Raw genomic sequence first — 18,266 nt, forward strand, 5'->3', positions numbered from 1 at the left:
GCTCAGGCTAGCGGCCGGTGCGGGCGATCCACCCCTCCACTTCCGAGGGGGTCCGGGGGATGCCGACCGACAGGTTCTCGGCGCCGTCCTCGGTCACCAGGACGTCGTCCTCGATCCGGACGCCGATGCCGCGGAACTCCTCGGGCACGGTCAGGTCGTCCTGCTGGAAGTACAGGCCGGGCTCGATCGTGAACACCATGCCCGCCTGCACGACACCGTCGATGTACATCTCGCGGCGGGCCTTCGCGCAGTCGTGGACGTCGAGCCCGAGGTGGTGGCTCGTCCCGTGCACCATGTAGCGGCGGTGGAACTGGTTGTCCGGCTGCAGCGACTCCTCGGCCGTACCGGGCAGGAAGCCCCACTCGGCGGTCTTCTTCGCGATGACCTCCATCGCGGTCGCGTGCACCTCGCGGAAGGTGATGCCCGGCTTCACGATCGCGAACGCGGCGTCGGCGGCTTCGAGCACGGCCTCGTAGACCATGCGCTGCACGTCGGTGAAGGTGCCCGACACGGGGAGCGTCCGGGTGATGTCGGCGGTGTAGAACGAGTCGACCTCGACGCCGGCGTCGATCAGGATCAGGTCGCCCGGCTGCACCGCGCCGTCGTTGCGGGTCCAGTGCAGGATGCACGCGTGGTGGCCGGACGCGGCGATCGTGTCGTAGCCGACCGTGTTGCCGTCGGCCCGTGCGCGACGGTTGAACGTGCCCTCGACGATGCGCTCGCCGCGAGGGTGCGCGAGCACGGCGTCGAAGTCGGCGATGACGTCGTCGAAACCGGACCCCGTCGCCTCGACGGCCTTCCGGAGCTCGCGCACCTCGTACGCGTCCTTGACCAGCCGGAGCTCGGACAGGTCACGGGAGAGCACGTCCTCGGTCGCCGGGGTCCCGTCCACGGCGTCCGCACCGCCGACCGTCGTGCCGAGTCGGGTGTCGAGGGCGCGCGTCAGCTCGGCGTCGGCATCGCGGACGAGCAGGACGGATGCGTCGAGGCCGTCGGCCACCCCGGCGAAGGCGCCGAGGTCGGCCGTCGCGAGACCCAGGTCGGCGGCGACCTCGTCGAGCGAGGGGCGGGGCCCGACCCAGAACTCACCGATCTCGGGGTTCGCGTAGAACTCCTCGGAGTCACGGCCGGCCGTGGCGCGGAAGTACAGCGTGGCGTCGTGACCGGACCCGTTCGGGGTCATCACCAGGACGGAGCCGACGACCGTGTCGGTGCCCCAGCCGGTCAGGTGCGCGAAGGTCGAGTGCGGACGGAACGGGTAGTCGCAGTCGTTCGACCGCACCTTCGCCTGACCCGCGGGGACGACGATCGTGCGTCCGGGGTGCAGCTCCGAGATGCGAGCACGTCGCTCCGCCGCGAAGGGCGACTGCTCGCGCGGCTCGGGGGTGGGACGCTCCCGGTCCGCCCACTGCGACGCGATGTGGTCCTTGAAGGTCGAGGACCCGGGGGTGGTGGATCGGTTGCTCGTCGCGCGAGGAGTGGTGTCGGCCATGTCACCCATCATCGCACCGAGCTGACCCTCCGGCCTGAGCGGCTGTTCACCTGTCGGTAGCATGGTCGACGTGCCCGATCCGTTCATCGACCTGCACGCCCACTCGAGCGTGTCCGACGGCACCGAGCGGCCGGCGGAGCTCGTCGCTGCCGCCGCTGCTGCCGGCCTCGACGGCGTCGCCCTGACGGACCACGACACGACGGCCGGCTGGGACGAGGCGACCGCCGCCGTCCGCGACCGCCCGATGTCGCTGCTCCCCGGCCTCGAGCTGAGCACCCGCGTCGGCCACCGGAGCGTGCACGTGCTCGGCTACCTGGTCGACCCGACCGACGAGGCCCTGGTCGCGGAGACCGCCCGGATCCGCGACGGCCGGTTCGCGCGGGCACGACGCATGGTCGAGCGCATCGGTCGCGACCACCCGATCACGTGGGACGACGTCCTCGCGCAGGCGCGCGACGGCGCCACCATCGGTCGCCCGCACATCGCCGACGCCCTGGTCGCCCGAGGGCTCGAACCGGATCGCAGCGCGGCGTTCCGCGGGATCCTGCACCCGGCCTCCGGCTACTACGAACCGCACGACGCGCCGACGCCCCTGCGCGGCGTCGAGCTCATCCGCGGCGCCGGTGGCGTGCCGGTGATCGCGCACCCGGCGGCGTCCTCGCGCGGGATCGTGATCGACGAGCCCATGCTGCGCGACCTCGTCGACGCCGGCCTCGGCGGGCTCGAGGTCGACCACCGCGAGAACCTCGCCCACGGCAAGCGGACGCTGCTCGACTGGGCCGGTCGCTACGACCTGTTCGTCACCGGCTCGAGCGACTACCACGGCACCGGCAAGCCGAACCGGTTCGGCGAGCACCGGACCGCGCGGCACTCCTTCGACGCCATCGTCGACCAGGCCACCGGCAGCGACCCGGTGCACGGCGCGGGCTCCCGCCTGGCCTGACGTCCGCCCCTGTCGGGGTCCCCGGCGGGCAGGCACGCGGACGTGACGAAGGCCCCGTCACGTGAGTGACGGGGCCTTCGGACGGGAGGCGCTACTCGCCCTCGCCGGTGCCCTGCGGTGCCGAGGTGGTCGCCTCGGCGGAACCACTGCGACGACGACGACGGCGACGGCGCTTCGCGGCCCCGTCGGTGGTCGAGCCCTCGCCGGCGGGCTGCGCGGCGTCAGGACCCGTGGACTCGGCGGCCGGAGCCGACGTGACGGCGTCGGACGAGCCTCCCGACCGGGTGCGCGAGCGCGGACGCGAGCCGCCCTGGCGGTCACCGCTGCGCTCGGAGCCGCGACGGTCACCGGTCCGCTGCGCGCCACGGCCGGCGGAGGAACCTGCCTCGGCCGCGTGCGAGGGCGCACCGGGCAGGCGGCCCTTCGTCCCGGCGGGGATGTCGAGGTCGGCGAACAGGTGCGGCGACGACGAGTAGGTCTCGACGGGCTCGGGGATGCCGAACTCGAGGGCCTTGTCGATGAGCGTCCACTTGTGCAGGTCGTCCCAGTCCACGAAGGTGACCGCGATGCCCGTCTTGCCGGCACGACCGGTGCGGCCGGCGCGGTGCAGGTAGGTGTCCGGGTCGTCCGGGATCGTGTGGTTGATGACGTGCGTGACGTCGTCCACGTCGATGCCGCGCGCCGCGACGTCGGTCGCGATCAGCACGTCGCGCTTGCCGGCCTTGAACGCCGCCATCGCGCGCTCGCGCTGCTCCTGGTTGAGATCACCGTGGACGGCGGCAGCGTTGAAACCACGGTCCTTCAGTTCCTCGACGAGCTTCGCGGCGGCGCGCTTCGTGCGCGTGAAGATCACGGTCTTGCCGCGGCCCTCGGCCTGCAGGATGCGGGCGATGACCTCGTCCTTGTCGAGCGAGTGCGCGCGGTAGATGACGTGCTTGATGTTCGCCTGCGTCAGGCCCTCGTCGGGGTCCGTCGCGCGGATGTGCACCGGGCGCGTCATGAACCGGCGGGCCAGCGCCACGATCGGAGCCGGCATCGTCGCCGAGAAGAGCATGGTGTGGCGCACCGCGGGGACGGCCTGGAAGATGCGCTCGATGTCCGACAGGAAGCCGAGGTCGAGCATGCGGTCTGCTTCGTCGAGCACGACCTCCTGCACCTTCGACAGGTCGAGCAGGCGCTGGCGCTGCAGGTCGATGAGGCGACCGGGCGTGCCGACGACGATCTGCGCGCCGGCCTTGAGCTGCTCGATCTGGCCCTCGTACGCCTTGCCGCCGTAGATCGACACGATCGTGGTCGACCGGTTCGACGTGGCGAGCTCGAGGTCCTCGGTCACCTGGACCGCGAGCTCGCGGGTCGGGACGACGACGAGCGCCTTCACGCCGTGCTCCGGGTCGGCACCGAGGCGCTGGATCAGCGGCAGGCCGAAGCCGAAGGTCTTGCCGGTACCCGTCTTGGCCTGGCCGATGATGTCCTGGCCGGTGAGGGCGAGCGGGATCGTCTGCTGCTGGATCGGGAAGGGCTCGGCGATGCCCTTCGTCGCGAGCGCGTCGACGATGTCCTGCTCGATGTTGAGGTCTGCGAAAGTCAAAGAATCACCTTAGTCCTGGTGGAAGTCCAGGCCAGTCTACCGACGGCGGGCGAGGACAGCGCCCGCCGGGCGGGAGTGGTGCCCGCGGCCCGTATGCTTGGGGCGTGGTGTCGTGGTGGAACCGGAAGCGCGCTGCGCAGCTCGCCGCCGCGTGGCTGGCGTCGCGGAACCCGCGGAACGCCAAGCCCGTGGAGCGCCTGCAGCTGGACGACGTGAGTCCCGAGCTCGACGTGTACCTGGGGCAGGCGGCCTACCTGCAGCTGTCGCTCTACGAGACGATGGGTCGAGCCGGTGCCGCGGCGCCGACGATGTCCGGGCGACTCGTCACGGGCGTGCTCGCGACGACCGCGCTCGAGCGGCACCGGACGATCGTCGCCGAGATCGAACGAGGCGGGTGGGCGCCGGCGGAGCTCATGGAGCCCCACCGCGAGGCGATCGACCGCTTCCTGCTGCGCACGAGCGGCGCTGACTGGTACGAGTCGATGCTCACGGGCTACGTGACGGCAGGGATCCTCAACGACCTCTTCGGCAGCCTGCTCCGGTCGCTGCCGCTCGACGTCCGACAGCGGTTGCGGACGGTGTTCGACGCGCGCGAGGAACCGGCGGTCGTCGAGGAGCTGGCAGCGCACATCGAGCAGGACCCGCGCGTCGGGTCGCGCCTGGCGATGTGGGGCCGGCGGCTCGTGGGGGACACGCTGCTCGTGGCACGGTCGGCGCTGGCGGTCCACGCCCGTGAGGACCAGGAGAAGCTCGAGCCGGTGTGGACGGAGCTCATCGCTGCGCACACACGGCGGATGGACGCACTCGGCCTGACCGCCTGAGGCGCGGGCCGCGTCGACGGCCCGGGGCGCGGGGCGCGCTCGCTCGGGCCTGCTCGGTCAGACGCGCTCGGTGCGTGCGCGCTCGAAGGCGTGCTCGTCTGCGGCCGTGCGACGACGACCCAGGACCCACTCGGTCACGACGGCGACGACCCCGGCACCCACCAGGGCCACGACCCAGATCCATCCGCCGTCGTACGGCCAACCGGCCCAGGTCAGGGCCTCCCACACGACGGCCGCCACGACGCCGCCGACGACGGGGCCGAGCAGTGCTCCGCGCGTCGAGCGCCACGGCACCACGACGTGCGCGACGGCCCCCGCGATGAGGCCGCCGAGCACGGCGAAGAGCAGCTCCACGTCAGGCGACGAAGCCGATGCGGCGGGACTCCTCTGCGCCGACCTCGACGTAGGCGAGCGAGGCGACGGGCACGATGAACCGGCGGCCCTTCTCGTCCTTGAGGGAGAGGTGGGTCGACTGCGACTCGAGGGCCGCTGCCACGGCCTGCTCGATCTCCTCGGCGCTCTGGGCGGTCTCGAAGGCGATCTCGCGCGGGCTGTTGATGATGCCGATCTTGATGTCCACGAGCACAGCGTATCCGAGCGGTACCCCGTCGGCCCGGGCGTTCGCCGGGGGCGCACCGCCGACGGCGGTCCCGGTGCGTCGAGCGTTGCTGTCGGCCGTCCTCGGTACCGTGTCCGCGTGCCCAGGACCACGCTGACGACCCTCCCCGAGGACGTCGGGGTCGTCCGCCCGCTCGTCGCCGACCCCGCGCAGGACGCCGTGCTCGCCCTGCCGGAGGGCCGGCACGCCGCCGTGCTCGGCGCGCCGGGCACCGGCAAGACCACCACGCTCGCGCGGCTCGTCGCCGACCGGCTCTCCCGTCCGGACGCGGTCTCGCCGGACGGTCACGCCACGGTGCTCGCGCTGACCTCGGCCCGCACCGCAGCCACGGCGCTCCGCGATCGCCTGGCGGCCGCGGTCGACCGGGCGGTCCCGGGCGCGCTCGCCCGGACGGTCAACTCCCTGGCCTTCCAGGTCGTCGCGCACGCCGCCGCGCTGCAGGGGCAGGAGCCGCCGACGCTGCTCACGGGTGGCGAGCAGGACCGCATCATCGCCGACCTGCTCGCGGGGCACGAGACCGACGGGGTCGGACCGGAGTGGCCGGCGCCGATCACCGCCGTCGTGCGGGAACGGGCCGGCTTCCGCACGGCACTCCGCGACGTGATGATGCGCGCCGTGGCCGCCGGGGTGGAGCCCGAGGACATGCGGGAGCTCGCCGACGAGCGCGGTCGCCCCGAGTGGCGCGCCGTCGGTGACTTCGTGGACGAGTACCGCGCAGCGGTGACGGCCTTCCGTGGCAGCAGTCTCGACGCCGCGGAGCTCGTGGCCTTCGCGACCGCCGCGGTGCTGCGACACGAGGTCCCGGCGAGTGTCGCCGCGCTGCGCCTGGTCGTCGTGGACGACACGCAGGAACTCGTCGAGGGCGAGGTCGCCCTGCTCGGGGCGCTCGCCCGCTCCGGGGTGCAGGTCGTGGCCTTCGGGGACCCGGACATCGCGGCCTCGGCGTTCCGCGGTGCGGAGCCGGACGTGCTCGGACGCCTGGCCACCCGGCTCGGTGTGGCGCGCGTCGACGAGGTCGTGCTCGGCACGGTGCACCGGCACGCGGCACCGGTCCGGGAGCTCGTCGGCGCGGTGACGGCGCGCATCGGGGCCGCCGCGGCCGGACGCCAGCGCACCGCCGTCGCGTCGACGACCGGTGCCCGGAGCGACGCCGTGCTGCACCTCGAGGCCGGCAGCCGTTCGGCGCTCGTCGTCGCCGTCGCCCGGCGCCTCCGTGAACACCGGCTGCTGGACGGCCTGCCGTGGCACCGGATGGCCGTCGTCACCCGCAGCGGAGCCGCCATCCCGGAGCTCGTGCGTGCCCTGTCCGTCGCCGAGGTGCCCGCGACGGCCGGCGCCGCCCCGGTGCGCCCGCGTGACGACAGCGCTGCCCGGGCGCTCCTCGACGCCGCCGCGGTCGCGCTCGGGGTGCTCCCGCTCGGTGCCGACCTGGCGACGTCGTTCGCGACCGGACCCCTCGGGGGCCTGGACACCCTGGCGATGCGCCGTCTCCGGCTCGCCCTGCGTCGCGAGGAACTCGCGGGCGGCGGGACCCGTACCGCCGACGAGCTGCTCGTCGAGGCGCTCGGTGCCCCCGAACGGCTCGCCACCGTCGACGCCGGCTTCGCCCGACGCGCGACCCGACTCGCCCGCAGCCTCATGCAGGCGCGGGCGGACGCCGCCGCGGACGCCAGCATCGAGGAGATCCTGTGGGGACTGTGGGAGCGCAGCGGCCTCGCGACGGCCTGGGGCGGGCAGTCCGCGGCAGGAGGTGTCGGGGCCGCTGAGGCCGACCGGCACCTCGACGCCGTCGTCGGGCTCTTCACCGCGGCGAAGCGCTTCGTCGAGCGCACCCCGGACGCGCCCGCGCGGGTGTTCGTCGACGACCTGCTCGGCGCCGACCTGCCCGAGGACTCCATCGGCCCCGACCGCACGGCGGGCCGCGTGCGCGTGCTCACCCCCTCGGCCACGATCGGGCTCGAGTGCGACGTGGTCGTCGTGCTCGGGCTCCAGGACGGTGTCTGGCCGAACACCCGGGTGCGGGGGAGCCTGCTCGACCCGGACGGGCTGGTCCGCGCAGCCGCCGGCATCGACGACCAGACCGTCGACGACCGGGCAGCCGTCATCGCGGACGAGCTCCGGTTGTTCGCCCGCGCCGTCTCCCGCGCCACCACCCAGGTCGTCATCGGCACGGTCGCCAACGACGACGAGGCACCGTCGCCCTTCGTCCGGCTCGTCCCGGTGCCGCCGGACCGGCAACCGACCGTGCACCCGCTGTCGCTCCGGGGCATGGCGGGTTCGCTGCGGCGCCGCGTCGTCGCCTCGGGCGACCACGAGGCCGCATCCGCCCTCGCACGGCTCGCCGAGGCCGGGGTCGCCGGTGCGTCACCGGACGAGTGGTACGGGACGGCCGAGCCGACGACGGAGGACCCGCTGGTCGACCTGGACGCCCCGCCGGCGCCCGAGCACGAGGACGGTGAGCCGGTCGCCCCGACGGTCGCGGTGTCGCCCTCGCGCATCGGCACCTTCGAGGAGTGCCCGGTGCACTGGTTCGTGCAGACCTTCGGTGGCAGCGCGCCGAGCCCGGCGATGGGCATCGGGACGATCGTCCACGAGGCGATGGAGCAGGCCACCGCGGTCGACGTCGAGTCGCTGTGGGACCACGTGGAGGGGCGCTGGGACGAGCTGACCTTCGAGTCGCCGTGGGTCGCCGACCGCGAACGCGCGCGGACCCGGCGGATGATCGAGGGGCTCAGCGACTACCTGCGCACGTTCGCGAGCGCCGGTCGACGGCTGCTCGGCGCGGAGACGTCGTTCGCACTCGTGACCGGGCCGGCGCGGATGCGCGGCAGCATCGACCGCATCGAGGTCGACCCCGACGGGCGGGTCAGCGTCGTCGACCTGAAGACCGGGCGCTCCATGCCGAGCGAGAAGAACGACATGCCGGAGCACCCCCAGCTCGGCGCGTACCAGCTCGCGGTCGAGGACGGCGCGGTCGAGGGGGTCCCGGCGGGCGCGCCGATGGCCGACGCCCGACTCGTCTTCGTGCAGAACCCCCGCTCGGGACAGGCGTACTCGGAGCGCACGCAGCACGCCTTCGACGACGAGGCGCGCGAGGCCTACCGGGAACGGTTGCACGCCGTCGCGCGGGGGATGGCCGGCCGGACCTTCCTGGCGAACGTCGACGACCACTGCGACCGGGCGCGGACCGGCGTCGAGTGCCGCATCCACGTGGTGGGGGAGGTGACCTGGTGACGACCCATACCGACACACAGCCCGGGGCCGACGCAGCTGTCGACACCGCCGCACCCCCGGCGGCCCACGACGCCGACGCGATCGCCGACGCCCTCGGCCGACCGCGCCCGACCGACCAGCAGCGTGCGGTCATCGAGTCGCCGCTCGCTCCCGCGCTCGTCGTCGCGGGAGCCGGCAGCGGCAAGACGGAGACGATGGCGTCGCGGGTGGTGTGGCTGCTCGCGAACGGGTTCGTCCGTCCCGCCGAGGTGCTCGGGCTGACGTTCACCCGCAAGGCGGCCGGTGAGCTGTCCGTGCGCATCAACGACCGGATCCGTGCGCTCGAGGACGTCGGGCTCCTGACCGCCGGCGACGCCTTCGAGGCCCCGACGGTCTCCACCTACAACGCGTTCGCCAACGCCGTGTTCCGCGAGAACGCCCTGCTGGTCGGACGCGACGGCGAGTCCCAGGTGCTCACCGAGCCCTCCGCCTGGCAGCTCGCCCGTCGGGTGGTCGTCGGTGCGCGGGACGACCGGCTCGCCGGGCTCGACCGCGACGTCGACACCGTGACCGCTGCCGTCGTGGCCCTCGCCGGGGCGGTGTCCGAGCACCTCGTCGACCCGGCCGACCTGCGTCGCTTCGCGATCGACTTCGGTGCGCTGCTCGAGCTGCCCGGGAACGCCAGGGGCAACCCCTACAAGGCCGTGACCGACACCGTCGCAGCGATCGGAGCGCTGGAGCCGCTCGTCGACCTCGTCGAGGAGTTCCGACGGCAGAAGGTCGACCGCGGCTTCGTGGAGTTCTCGGACCAGATCGCCCTCGCGCTCGCCGCGGCCGAGTCCGCCCCGCGGGTGGTCGACGACCTGCGGAGCCGGTTCCGTGTGGTGCTCCTCGACGAGTACCAGGACACCTCCGTGGTGCAGACACGCTTCCTCGCCCGGCTCTTCCGCGGACACCCGGTGATGGCGGTCGGCGATCCGCACCAGTCGATCTACGGCTTCCGCGGGGCGAGCGCGGCGAACCTGGCCCGCTTCCCGCGCGACTTCGCGGTCGCACCGGTCGCACCGGTCGCACCGGACGCACCGGACGCACCGGTCGCACCGGACGCACCGGTCGCGGGGACGGACGGTGCCGGAACGCCGGCGCCGGTGACCTTCGCCCTGTCCACGAGCTGGCGCAACCCGGTCGACGTGCTCGCCGGCGCGAACGCCGTCGTCGACCCGCTGTCGGCTGCGTCGGAGGTCGCCGTGGAGCGACTCGCGCCGCGACCCGGTGCGGACGCCGGCACGGTGACGGCCGTCTTCCCCGAGACCCTGCCCGAGGAGGCGGACGCGGTCGCCCGCTGGTTCGCGGACCGCCGGAGTGCCTCGCCGGAGGGCTCGATGGCGCTGCTGCTGCGCTCGCGGAAGGACCTGTCGGCGTTCACCGCCGCGCTCGGTGCACACCGGGTGCCGTTCCACGTGCTCGGCACCGGCGGCCTCCTGCAGCGACCCGAGATCGTCGACCTGGTGGCGTGTCTCCGGGTGCTCCACGACCCGGCGGCCGGCAACGACCTCATCCGCCTGCTCGCCGGCGCACGGTGGCGGGTCGGTGCCGCCGACGTCGCCGCGCTGCACGAACTCGCCCGCTGGCTGTTCCGCCGCGACCACACGCAGCAGCGCCTCGACGACGAGCTGACCGCGGCGTTCCGCGCGTCCGTCGCCGCCGGGGAGCACGGATCGATCGTCGACGCGCTCGACTTCGTCGCGAGCGCCCCCGACGAGCACGGCGCCCTCGAGGGCATCAGTCCCGCCGGCCGCCAGCGGATGCGCGAGCTCGGGCAGCAGCTCGCCGCGCTCCGGGCCCGGGCGGCCGGGGACCTGGTCGACTTCGTGACCCTGGTCGTGCAGGAGATGCGGCTCGACGTCGAGGTCGCCGCCCACGAGCAGGGGAGCGCCGCCTTCCTCGACGCGTTCGTCGACGAGCTCGCCGGGTTCGTGACGACCGACGACCGCGCCGACCTCGGTGCCTTCCTCGGCTGGATCGACGCCGCCGCCCGCCGCGACGACATGGGCCCGCGGTCCGAGGAGCCGGAGGCCGGCACGGTGCAGATCCTGACGATCCACGGGTCGAAGGGCCTGGAGTGGGACGCGGTCGCGGTGCCGCGGCTCGTCGAGGGCGCGCTCCCCGCCCGACCGCAGGAAGGATCCTCGGGGTGGCTCGGCTTCGGCCGCCTGCCGTACGAGTTCCGCGGGGACGCCGACGAGCTCCCGCGGCTCGAGTGGCGGGGGCACGCGGACCAGAAGGGCGTCGTCGACGCCATCGAGGCCTACAAGGAGCAGGTGAAGGCCCGGAACGAGGACGAGGAGCGTCGGCTGACCTACGTGGCGCTGACGCGGGCACGGCACGACCTGCTCGTGTCCGGGTCGTCGTGGGCCGGCGGGGTCAAGCCGACGCCGCCGAGTCGGTACCTCCGGGACCTCGTCGCGGCAGGGGTCGTCGCTGCCGACGCCGTCCCCGACGGCACCGTGCACGAGGAGAACCCCCTCGGCGGGGACGGGGCGACCCAGACCTGGCCGCACGTGCCGTTCGGGCAGCGGGGTGCCCGGGTCCTCGCGGCAGCCGACCGCGTCCGGAACGCGAACCCCGGTGCGGCCGGGCGCTTCGCGGCGGACATCGACCTGTTGCTCGCCGAGCGGCAGGCTGCACGGTCGGACCGGCGCCGCGTCGCGATCCCGCACCGCGTCCCGGCCTCGGGGTTCAAGGACTACATCGGCCAGCCGGACGCGGTCGCCGAGCGCCTGCGCCGGCCCATGCCGGAGCGGCCGTACCGTGCGACCAGGCTCGGCACGCTCTTCCACCAGTGGGTCGAGCAGCGCGCGCGCAGCGGTGGCTCGCTCGAGACCCTCGACCTGTGGGACGACGAACGCGAGCTCGACGCGGACGAGGCCGTGGACGCCTCGACCGACGCCGCGGTCACCGACGACGACGCACGACGACTGGCGGCGTTCCAGGCGACCTTCGCCCGGTCACGCTGGGCCGACCTGACCCCGGTGGAGGTCGAGCGCGAGATCCACATCCCGTTCCTCGGGCACAGCGTGGTGTGCAAGCTCGACGCGGTGTACGAGATCGACGGTCGCGCCGAGGTGGTGGACTGGAAGACCGGCAAGGCACCGACCGGCACGGCAGACCTGGCCGCGCGGCAGCTGCAGCTCGCGCTGTACCGGGTGGCGTACGCCGAGTTCACCGGGCGACCGGTCGACGAGGTGGACGCCGTCTTCTACTTCGTCGCGGACGACCTCGAGGTGCGGCCCACGGCACTGCTCGACCGTGCCGGTCTCGAGCGCGCCTGGCAGGAGGCGCTCGGCTGATCCGGTGCGTCGACCGGCCTGGTGCGTCGACCGGCCGGGCCCGGTGCGTCGGCCGGCCGGATCAGGGCTGGGCCGCTGCGGCACGTGGACCGACGCCGTGTCGGACGGGAGGCGCGGGGCGGGGCCGCGGGGAGCCTCCCGTCCGGTGGGTGGTCGCGACGGACGGGGCGGCGGCCGGGTCAGCCGTGTCGACGCTCGGTCGACGACAGCAACTGCTCGACCTCGCCGATCTCCATCGTCTCGGGGGAGACCGACTGCAGCGGCGCCGCGCTCGGGGTCTGCACGGCGTCGACCAGCCGGTGCATCATCGCGACCGCGTCGTCGACCACCTCGGTGCTCTTCGCCTGCACGCCGTGCAGCAGCCACTGGGCGGTCTCGAGCTCGTGGTGGACGCGGGCGCGCTGGGCGAGCTGGCGGTCCCGACCCCCGCCGTTCGCCTCGTACGCACTGATCACGGTGTCGAAGGCGTCGCGGTGACCGGCGAGCACCCATGCCAGGTCCTTCGCGGGGTCGCCGAGTCGGAGCTCGCCCCAGTCGAGGACGCCGGTGACCGAGTCGCCGTCGACCAGGACGACCCCGGTGCCCAGCGCGCCGTGCACGACCGTCGGGGTGAACTGCCAGAGCTGCTGGTCGCGCGCAGCGCCCTCCCACCGTTCGACGAGTGCGGCGGGCACGAGCTTCGTGGCGACCGCGCGGTCCATCACGGAGACGGCGGAGCGCAGGACCTCGAACGGGGTGAGCGACGGCAGTCCCGCGTCCGTCACGAAGCTCGTCGGCAGCTGGTGGACGGCCGCGACGGCACGGCCGACGGCTGTCGCGAGGTCGGGACGCTCGGTCAGGTCGCGCAGCGTCGGGTGGGTGCCCGGCACGTAGGTCGTGACGATCGCCCGGGTCGAGCCGATCGGCGCCTGACCGCGGTACTCGGCCACGGCGAACGGCAGACGCGAACGGATGCCGGCGCTCAGGGCACGGATCGCGACGAGGTCCGCGGACTGCCGGGCCTCGGCCCGCTGGTTGCGCGGGCGACGGATCGCACTGAGCGCGCCGTCCGCGTCGCGGAGGACGGCCGACTCGTAGTCACCGGAGGCGGCCGAGCCGAGTGTGCGCGTGCCCGTGACGACCAGACCGGGAACGGCTGTGGTCGCCAACGCGGCTAGAGTGAACTGGGATCCCGCCATGCCCCTCAGGGTAGGTCCGCGTCCGGTGCCGGAGCGCACGCCACGCTGGCCTGTGCAAGCCCGGGCACCGTCCACAGGGTCCCGTTGAGAAGCCCGTCCCGATCGAGGAGCACCCCGCCGTGACCGTCGAGTTCGCCGCCAGACTCCCGCTGTCCCGCAACGAACTCGACCGCGACGCGGAGTTCCGGACCACCCCCGACCTCGACCGCGTCCTGCGGGCCGACCCGGACACCCGGTGGCTGCCCGTCCGCGGTGCCGAGCTGCTCCGTGACGCCGACGGCGCGCTCCGGTTCGTGGGCGCCGACGCGGTGCCCGAGCACGCGGTGACGCTCTACCTCGGCCGAGCGGTCACCGACGCCGCCGACGCTCCTGCCGGCACGCGCTTCGCCGCCGCGCTGCTCGACGCGACGGCCGCCGCCGCGATCGAGCCCGACGACGAGGCGTGGTCGAGCCTGCGCATGTTCGGCACCGAGCTGTCCGCCCGCGACCAGGGCCTCGCGGTCGAGGCCGTCGCGATGGCGAACTGGCACGCCGTGCACGGGTTCTCCCCGCGCACCGGCTCGCCGTCCGACGTCGTCAGCGGCGGGTGGGTCCGCCGCGACCCCGAGGGGCACGAGCTCTTCCCGCGGACCGACGCGGCGATCATCGTCGGGGTCACCGACGCCGACGACCGCATCCTGCTCGGGTCGAACGCCGCGTGGGACGCCGACCGCTACTCGCTGCTCGCCGGCTTCGTCGAACCGGGGGAGTCCCTCGAGGACGCCGTCCGCCGCGAGGTCTGGGAGGAGTCCGGCGTGCGCGTCGAGGAGCCCGAGTACCTCGGGTCGCAGCCCTGGCCGTTCCCCGCGTCGCTCATGGTCGGCTTCCGCGCACGCGCCGTGGACGGCGATCCCTCGACCGCTCGACCGGACGGCGTCGAGATCCTCGACGTCCGGTGGTTCTCGCGCGACGAGGTCCGCGAGCGTGCCGGCGACACCCTGCTGCTGCCCGGCCGCACGTCGATCGCCCGCGCGATCATCGAGGAGTGGTACGGCGGGCCGCTGGACGTGCCGTGACCGATCCCCGCGCGGCGACCGGTGCCGCACCGGTGCGCCCGCCGTCGCCGGACGATCTGCTCGCGGCGCTCGACGCCGAGCAGCAGACCGTGGCCCGGACGTTGCTCGGCCCCGTCGCCGTGCTCGCCGGCGCAGGGACCGGCAAGACCCGGGCGATCACCCACCGGATCGCGTACGGGGTCGCGACCGGCACGTACTCGCCGAACCACGTCCTCGCGCTCACCTTCACGACACGGGCGGCCGGGGAACTCCGGTCGCGGCTGCGCGCGCTCGGCGCCGGGACGGTCCAGGCGCGGACCTTCCACGCCGCGGCGATGGCACAGCTCAGCTACTTCTGGCCGGACACCGTCGGCGGGCACGCCCCGCGCATCGTGGAGTCCAAGGGTCGGGTCATCGCGCACGCCGCCGACACGGTCGGGATCCACGTGGACACCCCGGTGCTCCGCGACCTCGCGGCCGAGGTCGAGTGGCGCAAGGTGCAGATGCTCACCTACGACGAGTACGAGGCCGCTGCGGCCGACCGGGTGATGCCGCGGGACACCCCGCCCCGGCGGGTGATCGACCTCATGAAGGCGTACGAGCAGCTCAAGGACGACCGTCGGCAACTCGACTTCGAGGACGTCCTGCTCGCGACGCTCGGCATGGTCGAGTCGGAGCCGCGGGTGGCCTCGTACGTCCGACAGCAGTACCGGTTCTTCGTCGTGGACGAGTACCAGGACGTCTCGCCCGTGCAGCACGACCTGCTGCGCGCGTGGCTCGGCGGCCGCGACGACGTGTGCGTGGTCGGTGACGCCAGCCAGACGATCTACTCGTTCGCGGGCGCGTCGAGCCGGTACCTGCTGGGCTTCGGGTCGGAGTTCCCCCGCGGGTCGGTCGTGCGCCTCGAACGGAACTACCGGTCGACGCCCGAGGTGGTGCACGCCGCGAACACCCTGATGCGCGGGCAGCCCGGTGCGCTCGACCTCGTCGCGCAGTCCGTCGAGCGGGGCCCGGAGCCGGAGGTGCTGCCCTGCGTGCACGACGGCGACGAGGCGCAGACCGTCGCCCGTCGCATCGGCGAGCTCGTGGCGTCGGGAGCGGCGTTCGGCGACTGCGCGGTGCTCTTCCGCGTCGGCGCGCAGTCCGCCGCGCTCGAGTCCGCCCTCGGTCGCGCCGGCATCCCGTACCGGGTGCAGGGCGGCACGCGGTTCTTCGACCGGCCCGAGGTGAAGCTCGCGGTGCACCACATGCGCGGCGAGGCCGTCCGGCAGACCGACGACGAGCTCACCCGCCGGGTCGGGCTCGTGCTGCAGCTGAGCGGCTGGACCCCGACGCCGCCGGACGGCACCGGCGCGGTCCGCGACCAGTGGGAGGCGTTGCAGGCGGTCATGGGCCTGGCCGAGGCAGCGCCCGCCGGCACGACGATGCAGCAGTTCACGCAGGACCTGGTCGACCGTGCGGCGACCCACCACGAGCCGGAGCTCGACGCCGTGACCCTCGCCACCATGCACTCCTCGAAGGGTCTGGAGTGGCCCCACGTCGTGGTCGTGGGCGCCGCCGAGGGGCTGCTGCCCATCTCCCACGCCACGACCGACGCCGAGGTCGACGAGGAGCGCCGGCTGTTCTACGTCGGGCTGACCCGCGCGCGTCGCTCGGTCACCGTCACGTGGTCACGGCAGGGTTCCACGCGCGGGGGTGCCCGGGCGCCGAGTCGGTTCCTGGCAGCGCTCGACAGGCGCACCGAGGGTGCTGTGCCACCGGCAGCAGGCTGACCGTCAGGTCGTCGCGGTCGAAGACGACCTGCTCCGTCGTGGGGACCTGGGTCCGCAGGGGCAGGCGCTGCACGAGCATCCGCACCGCGGCCGACGCGACCGCTGCGCGTCGCCAGGGCGACAGCGGTGCTGCCGGCCGACCCCACACCTGGGCGGCCAGCGCGGGCCACGCCGGGTCCTCGTCCACGCGGGCGTACTCGACACACTGCAGGCACGGGCCGTCGCCCGGGACGACCACCGGCCCGAGCCGGATCCGTCCGTCGCCGACCACGAGCGACAGGTGCGGGGTCCCGCGCCGCGCCCACGCCGACCGGAGCGCCGGGTCGACGACGTGGTCGGCGACGACCACCGCGAGTGCGGGGGTCGGGTCCGGCAGCACGACCGGCCCACCGCGGGGCGCGGCCGTCCGGGCCACCGTCACGCCCTCGCCGGAGAGCATCTCGGCGACGGTGTCGGCGAGGACGACGTCCCCGTGGACCTCGACCCGGGCGAGCGGCTCGGGCAGGACGTCGACGACGGCGGGGGAGGCGTCACCGAGCACGCGGGCCGCCACCTCGGGCCTGCACCCCGTCGTCCCGGCGAGGGCGGTCAGAGCGTCGCGGCTCGTCTCCCGCCGGAGCGCGCAGAGGAAGCGCTCCTCGGCCACGGTCGGGACGGGGACGACGGCGCGCGGCGGGTCGACGCCGAGCTGCACGGTCCCCGGGTCGCGCCAGACGAACTCGAGCGTGGGGTCGATGCGGATGCCCATGCACCCACGCTGGCGGAACGGCCGGCCCCGTGGGGACCGGCCGTCACGATCTGTGGAGAACTAGCGGGGTCCGGCGCCGGGGGTGTCGTCGCCCGCAGCGCGGTCGTCCGCGGGGCCGCCCTCGTCCTCGATGCCGCCGCTCTCGTCCTCGCGCGGGCGGTCGCCGGAGGCGTCGTTGAGCAGGTCCTCGAGCGCCTTGTCGAACGCGTCGTCCTCGGCGGAGCGACCCGGGTTCCGCAGCCGCAGCACGAAGGCGTCCGGGTCGTCCACGTCCTCGGACGTCGGCACGGCGTCGAAGTGCGACCACAGGGCGTCGCGCTCCTCGGCCCCGAACTCCTCGGTGACGCGCTGCCAGAGCGCAGCGGCCTCGCGCAGTCGGCGGGGACGCAGCTCGAGGCCGACGAGCGTGGCGAAGGCCGACTCGGCGGGACCACCGGCGGCACGGCGACGGCGGACCATCTCCGCGATCGCGTCGGACTTCGGCAGCCGGACGGTCGCGGCGGCGGTGACCGTGTCGACCCAGCCCTCGACGAGCGCGAGCATCGTCTCGAGCCGGCCGAGCGCGGCTTCCTGCTCGGGCGTGCGCGGCGGGATGAGCGCCCCGGACGCGAGTGCGTCGCGCAGCTGCTCCTGGTTGGTCGGGTCGATCTCCGAGGCCAGTTCCTCGACCCGGTCGAACGGGATGTGGATGCCCCGTGCGTAGTCGGTGATCGACGAGATGATGTGCAGCCGGAGCCAGCGGGCGGAGCGGAAGAGCCGGGCGTGCGCGAGCTCACGGACGGCCAGGTAGATCCGGACCTCGTCCTCGGGCACGTCGAGGCCCTCGGCGAACTCGGCGACGTTCTGCGGCAGCAGTGCGGCGACCTGCTCGTCCAGGAGCGGCACGCCGACGTCGCCGCCGGAGACGACCTCCTTCGACAGCTGCCCGACGACCTGGCCGAGCTGGATCGCGAACAGGGCGCCGCCGACGCCGCGCATCGCCTTCGAGACGTCGCCGAGCATGGCCTTGAGCTGCTCGGGCGCGCGCTGGTCGATCGCCTCGGTGAGCGCGTTCGCGATGCTCAGCGCCACCGGCTCGGCGATCTGCGCCCAGACCGGGGTCGTGGCCTTCGCCCACTGCTCCCGCGTGTACAGGCTCGGCGTCGCGGTGAGCTCGGGGACGCTCGTGGCCTCGTCCAGCCAGAGCGCGGCGACCTGGAACGCCTGGTCCGAGGCCTGGGCGGTCGCCGGGTCGACCGGGTGTCCGCCGTCACGCGCGATCGCGGTCGCACGCTCGGACGCGACCGAGAAGTCGATGCCGTCCCCGCCCGACTGCGCCGCGCGCTGGAGCTGGCTCATCAGGTTCGCCACGAACGCCGGGTCGTTCGGCAGTCCGGCCGCGCCCGCGAGCTGCGACGGGTCGATCTGCCCCTCTCCGGAGAGCAGCTTGCGCAGCATCTCCTGGAAGTCGTCGTCCGGCCCCGGCTGCGGTTGATCAGGCATGACGACTACGCTAACCGCTGCTCACG

The 18,266-nt window shown here is 74.0% G+C and carries 13 protein-coding genes; 6 read left to right on the top strand and 7 right to left on the bottom strand.

Going from position 1 to position 18,266, the window contains the following annotated elements; translation table 11 throughout:
- Positions 1-7 precede the first annotated feature (7 nt).
- Positions 8-1,492, bottom strand: coding sequence for an aminopeptidase P family protein (locus tag NI26_RS04240; RefSeq protein WP_081985228.1), 1,485 nt, complete (start codon positions 1,490-1,492; stop codon positions 8-10).
- A gap of 61 nt (positions 1,493-1,553) precedes the next feature.
- On the opposite strand from NI26_RS04240, the gene NI26_RS04245 reads away from it, so the two are divergent.
- Positions 1,554-2,435, top strand: a complete 882-nt coding sequence (locus NI26_RS04245; protein ID WP_066652868.1) for a PHP domain-containing protein — start codon at positions 1,554-1,556, stop codon at positions 2,433-2,435.
- A gap of 91 nt (positions 2,436-2,526) precedes the next feature.
- Here the strand turns inward: NI26_RS04245 and NI26_RS04250 are convergent, their stop codons facing one another.
- Complete coding sequence (locus NI26_RS04250; protein ID WP_066652870.1) at positions 2,527-4,023, bottom strand: DEAD/DEAH box helicase; 1,497 nt, start codon at positions 4,021-4,023, stop codon at positions 2,527-2,529.
- 104 nt (positions 4,024-4,127) lie between these two features.
- Here NI26_RS04250 and NI26_RS04255 point away from each other — a divergent pair, with 104 nt between their 5' ends.
- The gene (locus tag NI26_RS04255; protein ID WP_066652872.1) at positions 4,128-4,844 is read left to right on the top strand and encodes a ferritin-like fold-containing protein; all 717 of its coding nucleotides are present in this window, start codon (positions 4,128-4,130) and stop codon (positions 4,842-4,844) included.
- 57 nt (positions 4,845-4,901) lie between these two features.
- Here the strand turns inward: NI26_RS04255 and NI26_RS04260 are convergent, their stop codons facing one another.
- A complete protein-coding gene (locus tag NI26_RS04260) occupies positions 4,902-5,198 on the bottom strand; it encodes a hypothetical protein (protein WP_066652875.1) in 297 nt (98 codons plus the stop codon).
- Between the two features lies 1 nt (position 5,199).
- The gene (locus tag NI26_RS04265) at positions 5,200-5,424 is read right to left on the bottom strand and encodes a DUF3107 domain-containing protein (protein ID WP_066657860.1); all 225 of its coding nucleotides are present in this window, start codon (positions 5,422-5,424) and stop codon (positions 5,200-5,202) included.
- A 117-nt stretch (positions 5,425-5,541) separates the two neighbouring features.
- Between NI26_RS04265 and NI26_RS04270 the strand changes: the two genes are divergently transcribed.
- Both NI26_RS04270 and NI26_RS17265 read left to right on the top strand, forming a co-directional pair.
- Positions 5,542-8,697, top strand: coding sequence for a UrvD/REP family ATP-dependent DNA helicase (locus tag NI26_RS04270; protein ID WP_158407734.1), 3,156 nt, complete (start codon positions 5,542-5,544; stop codon positions 8,695-8,697).
- Positions 8,694-12,026 (top strand): ATP-dependent DNA helicase, encoded by a 3,333-nt coding sequence (locus NI26_RS17265; RefSeq protein WP_066652880.1) that lies wholly within the window; start codon positions 8,694-8,696, stop codon positions 12,024-12,026. The genes NI26_RS04270 and NI26_RS17265 overlap by 4 nt, the downstream gene beginning before the upstream one ends.
- A 179-nt stretch (positions 12,027-12,205) precedes the next feature.
- Here the strand turns inward: NI26_RS17265 and NI26_RS04280 are convergent, their stop codons facing one another.
- Positions 12,206-13,204, bottom strand: coding sequence for a phosphotransferase (locus NI26_RS04280; RefSeq protein ID WP_066652883.1), 999 nt, complete (start codon positions 13,202-13,204; stop codon positions 12,206-12,208).
- Positions 13,205-13,323: 119 nt separating this feature from the next.
- On the opposite strand from NI26_RS04280, the gene nudC reads away from it, so the two are divergent.
- Both nudC and NI26_RS04290 read left to right on the top strand, forming a co-directional pair.
- On the top strand, positions 13,324-14,259 hold the full coding sequence (gene nudC / locus NI26_RS04285) for an NAD(+) diphosphatase (RefSeq protein WP_066652885.1): 936 nt from the start codon (positions 13,324-13,326) through the stop codon (positions 14,257-14,259).
- Entirely contained in the window at positions 14,256-16,010 is a 1,755-nt protein-coding gene (locus NI26_RS04290; RefSeq protein WP_144411245.1) for an ATP-dependent helicase, read from the top strand. Before nudC ends, NI26_RS04290 begins: the two co-directional genes overlap by 4 nt.
- Here NI26_RS04290 and NI26_RS16435 read toward each other — a convergent pair.
- Together NI26_RS16435 and NI26_RS04300 are read right to left on the bottom strand one after the other, a co-directional pair.
- Positions 15,901-16,758 carry a hypothetical protein gene (locus tag NI26_RS16435; protein ID WP_144411246.1) on the bottom strand — a complete coding sequence of 286 codons (858 nt, stop codon included), beginning with the start codon at positions 16,756-16,758 and terminating at the stop codon, positions 15,901-15,903. The two genes, NI26_RS04290 and NI26_RS16435, sit on opposite strands and share 110 nt — an antisense overlap.
- Before the next feature lie 60 nt (positions 16,759-16,818).
- Positions 16,819-18,240, bottom strand: coding sequence for a zinc-dependent metalloprotease (locus NI26_RS04300; RefSeq protein WP_066652890.1), 1,422 nt, complete (start codon positions 18,238-18,240; stop codon positions 16,819-16,821).
- Positions 18,241-18,266 lie beyond the last annotated feature (26 nt).

Source organism: Curtobacterium sp. MR_MD2014 (genome assembly GCF_000772085.1).
In the GTDB taxonomy this organism is placed as follows: domain Bacteria; phylum Actinomycetota; class Actinomycetes; order Actinomycetales; family Microbacteriaceae; genus Curtobacterium.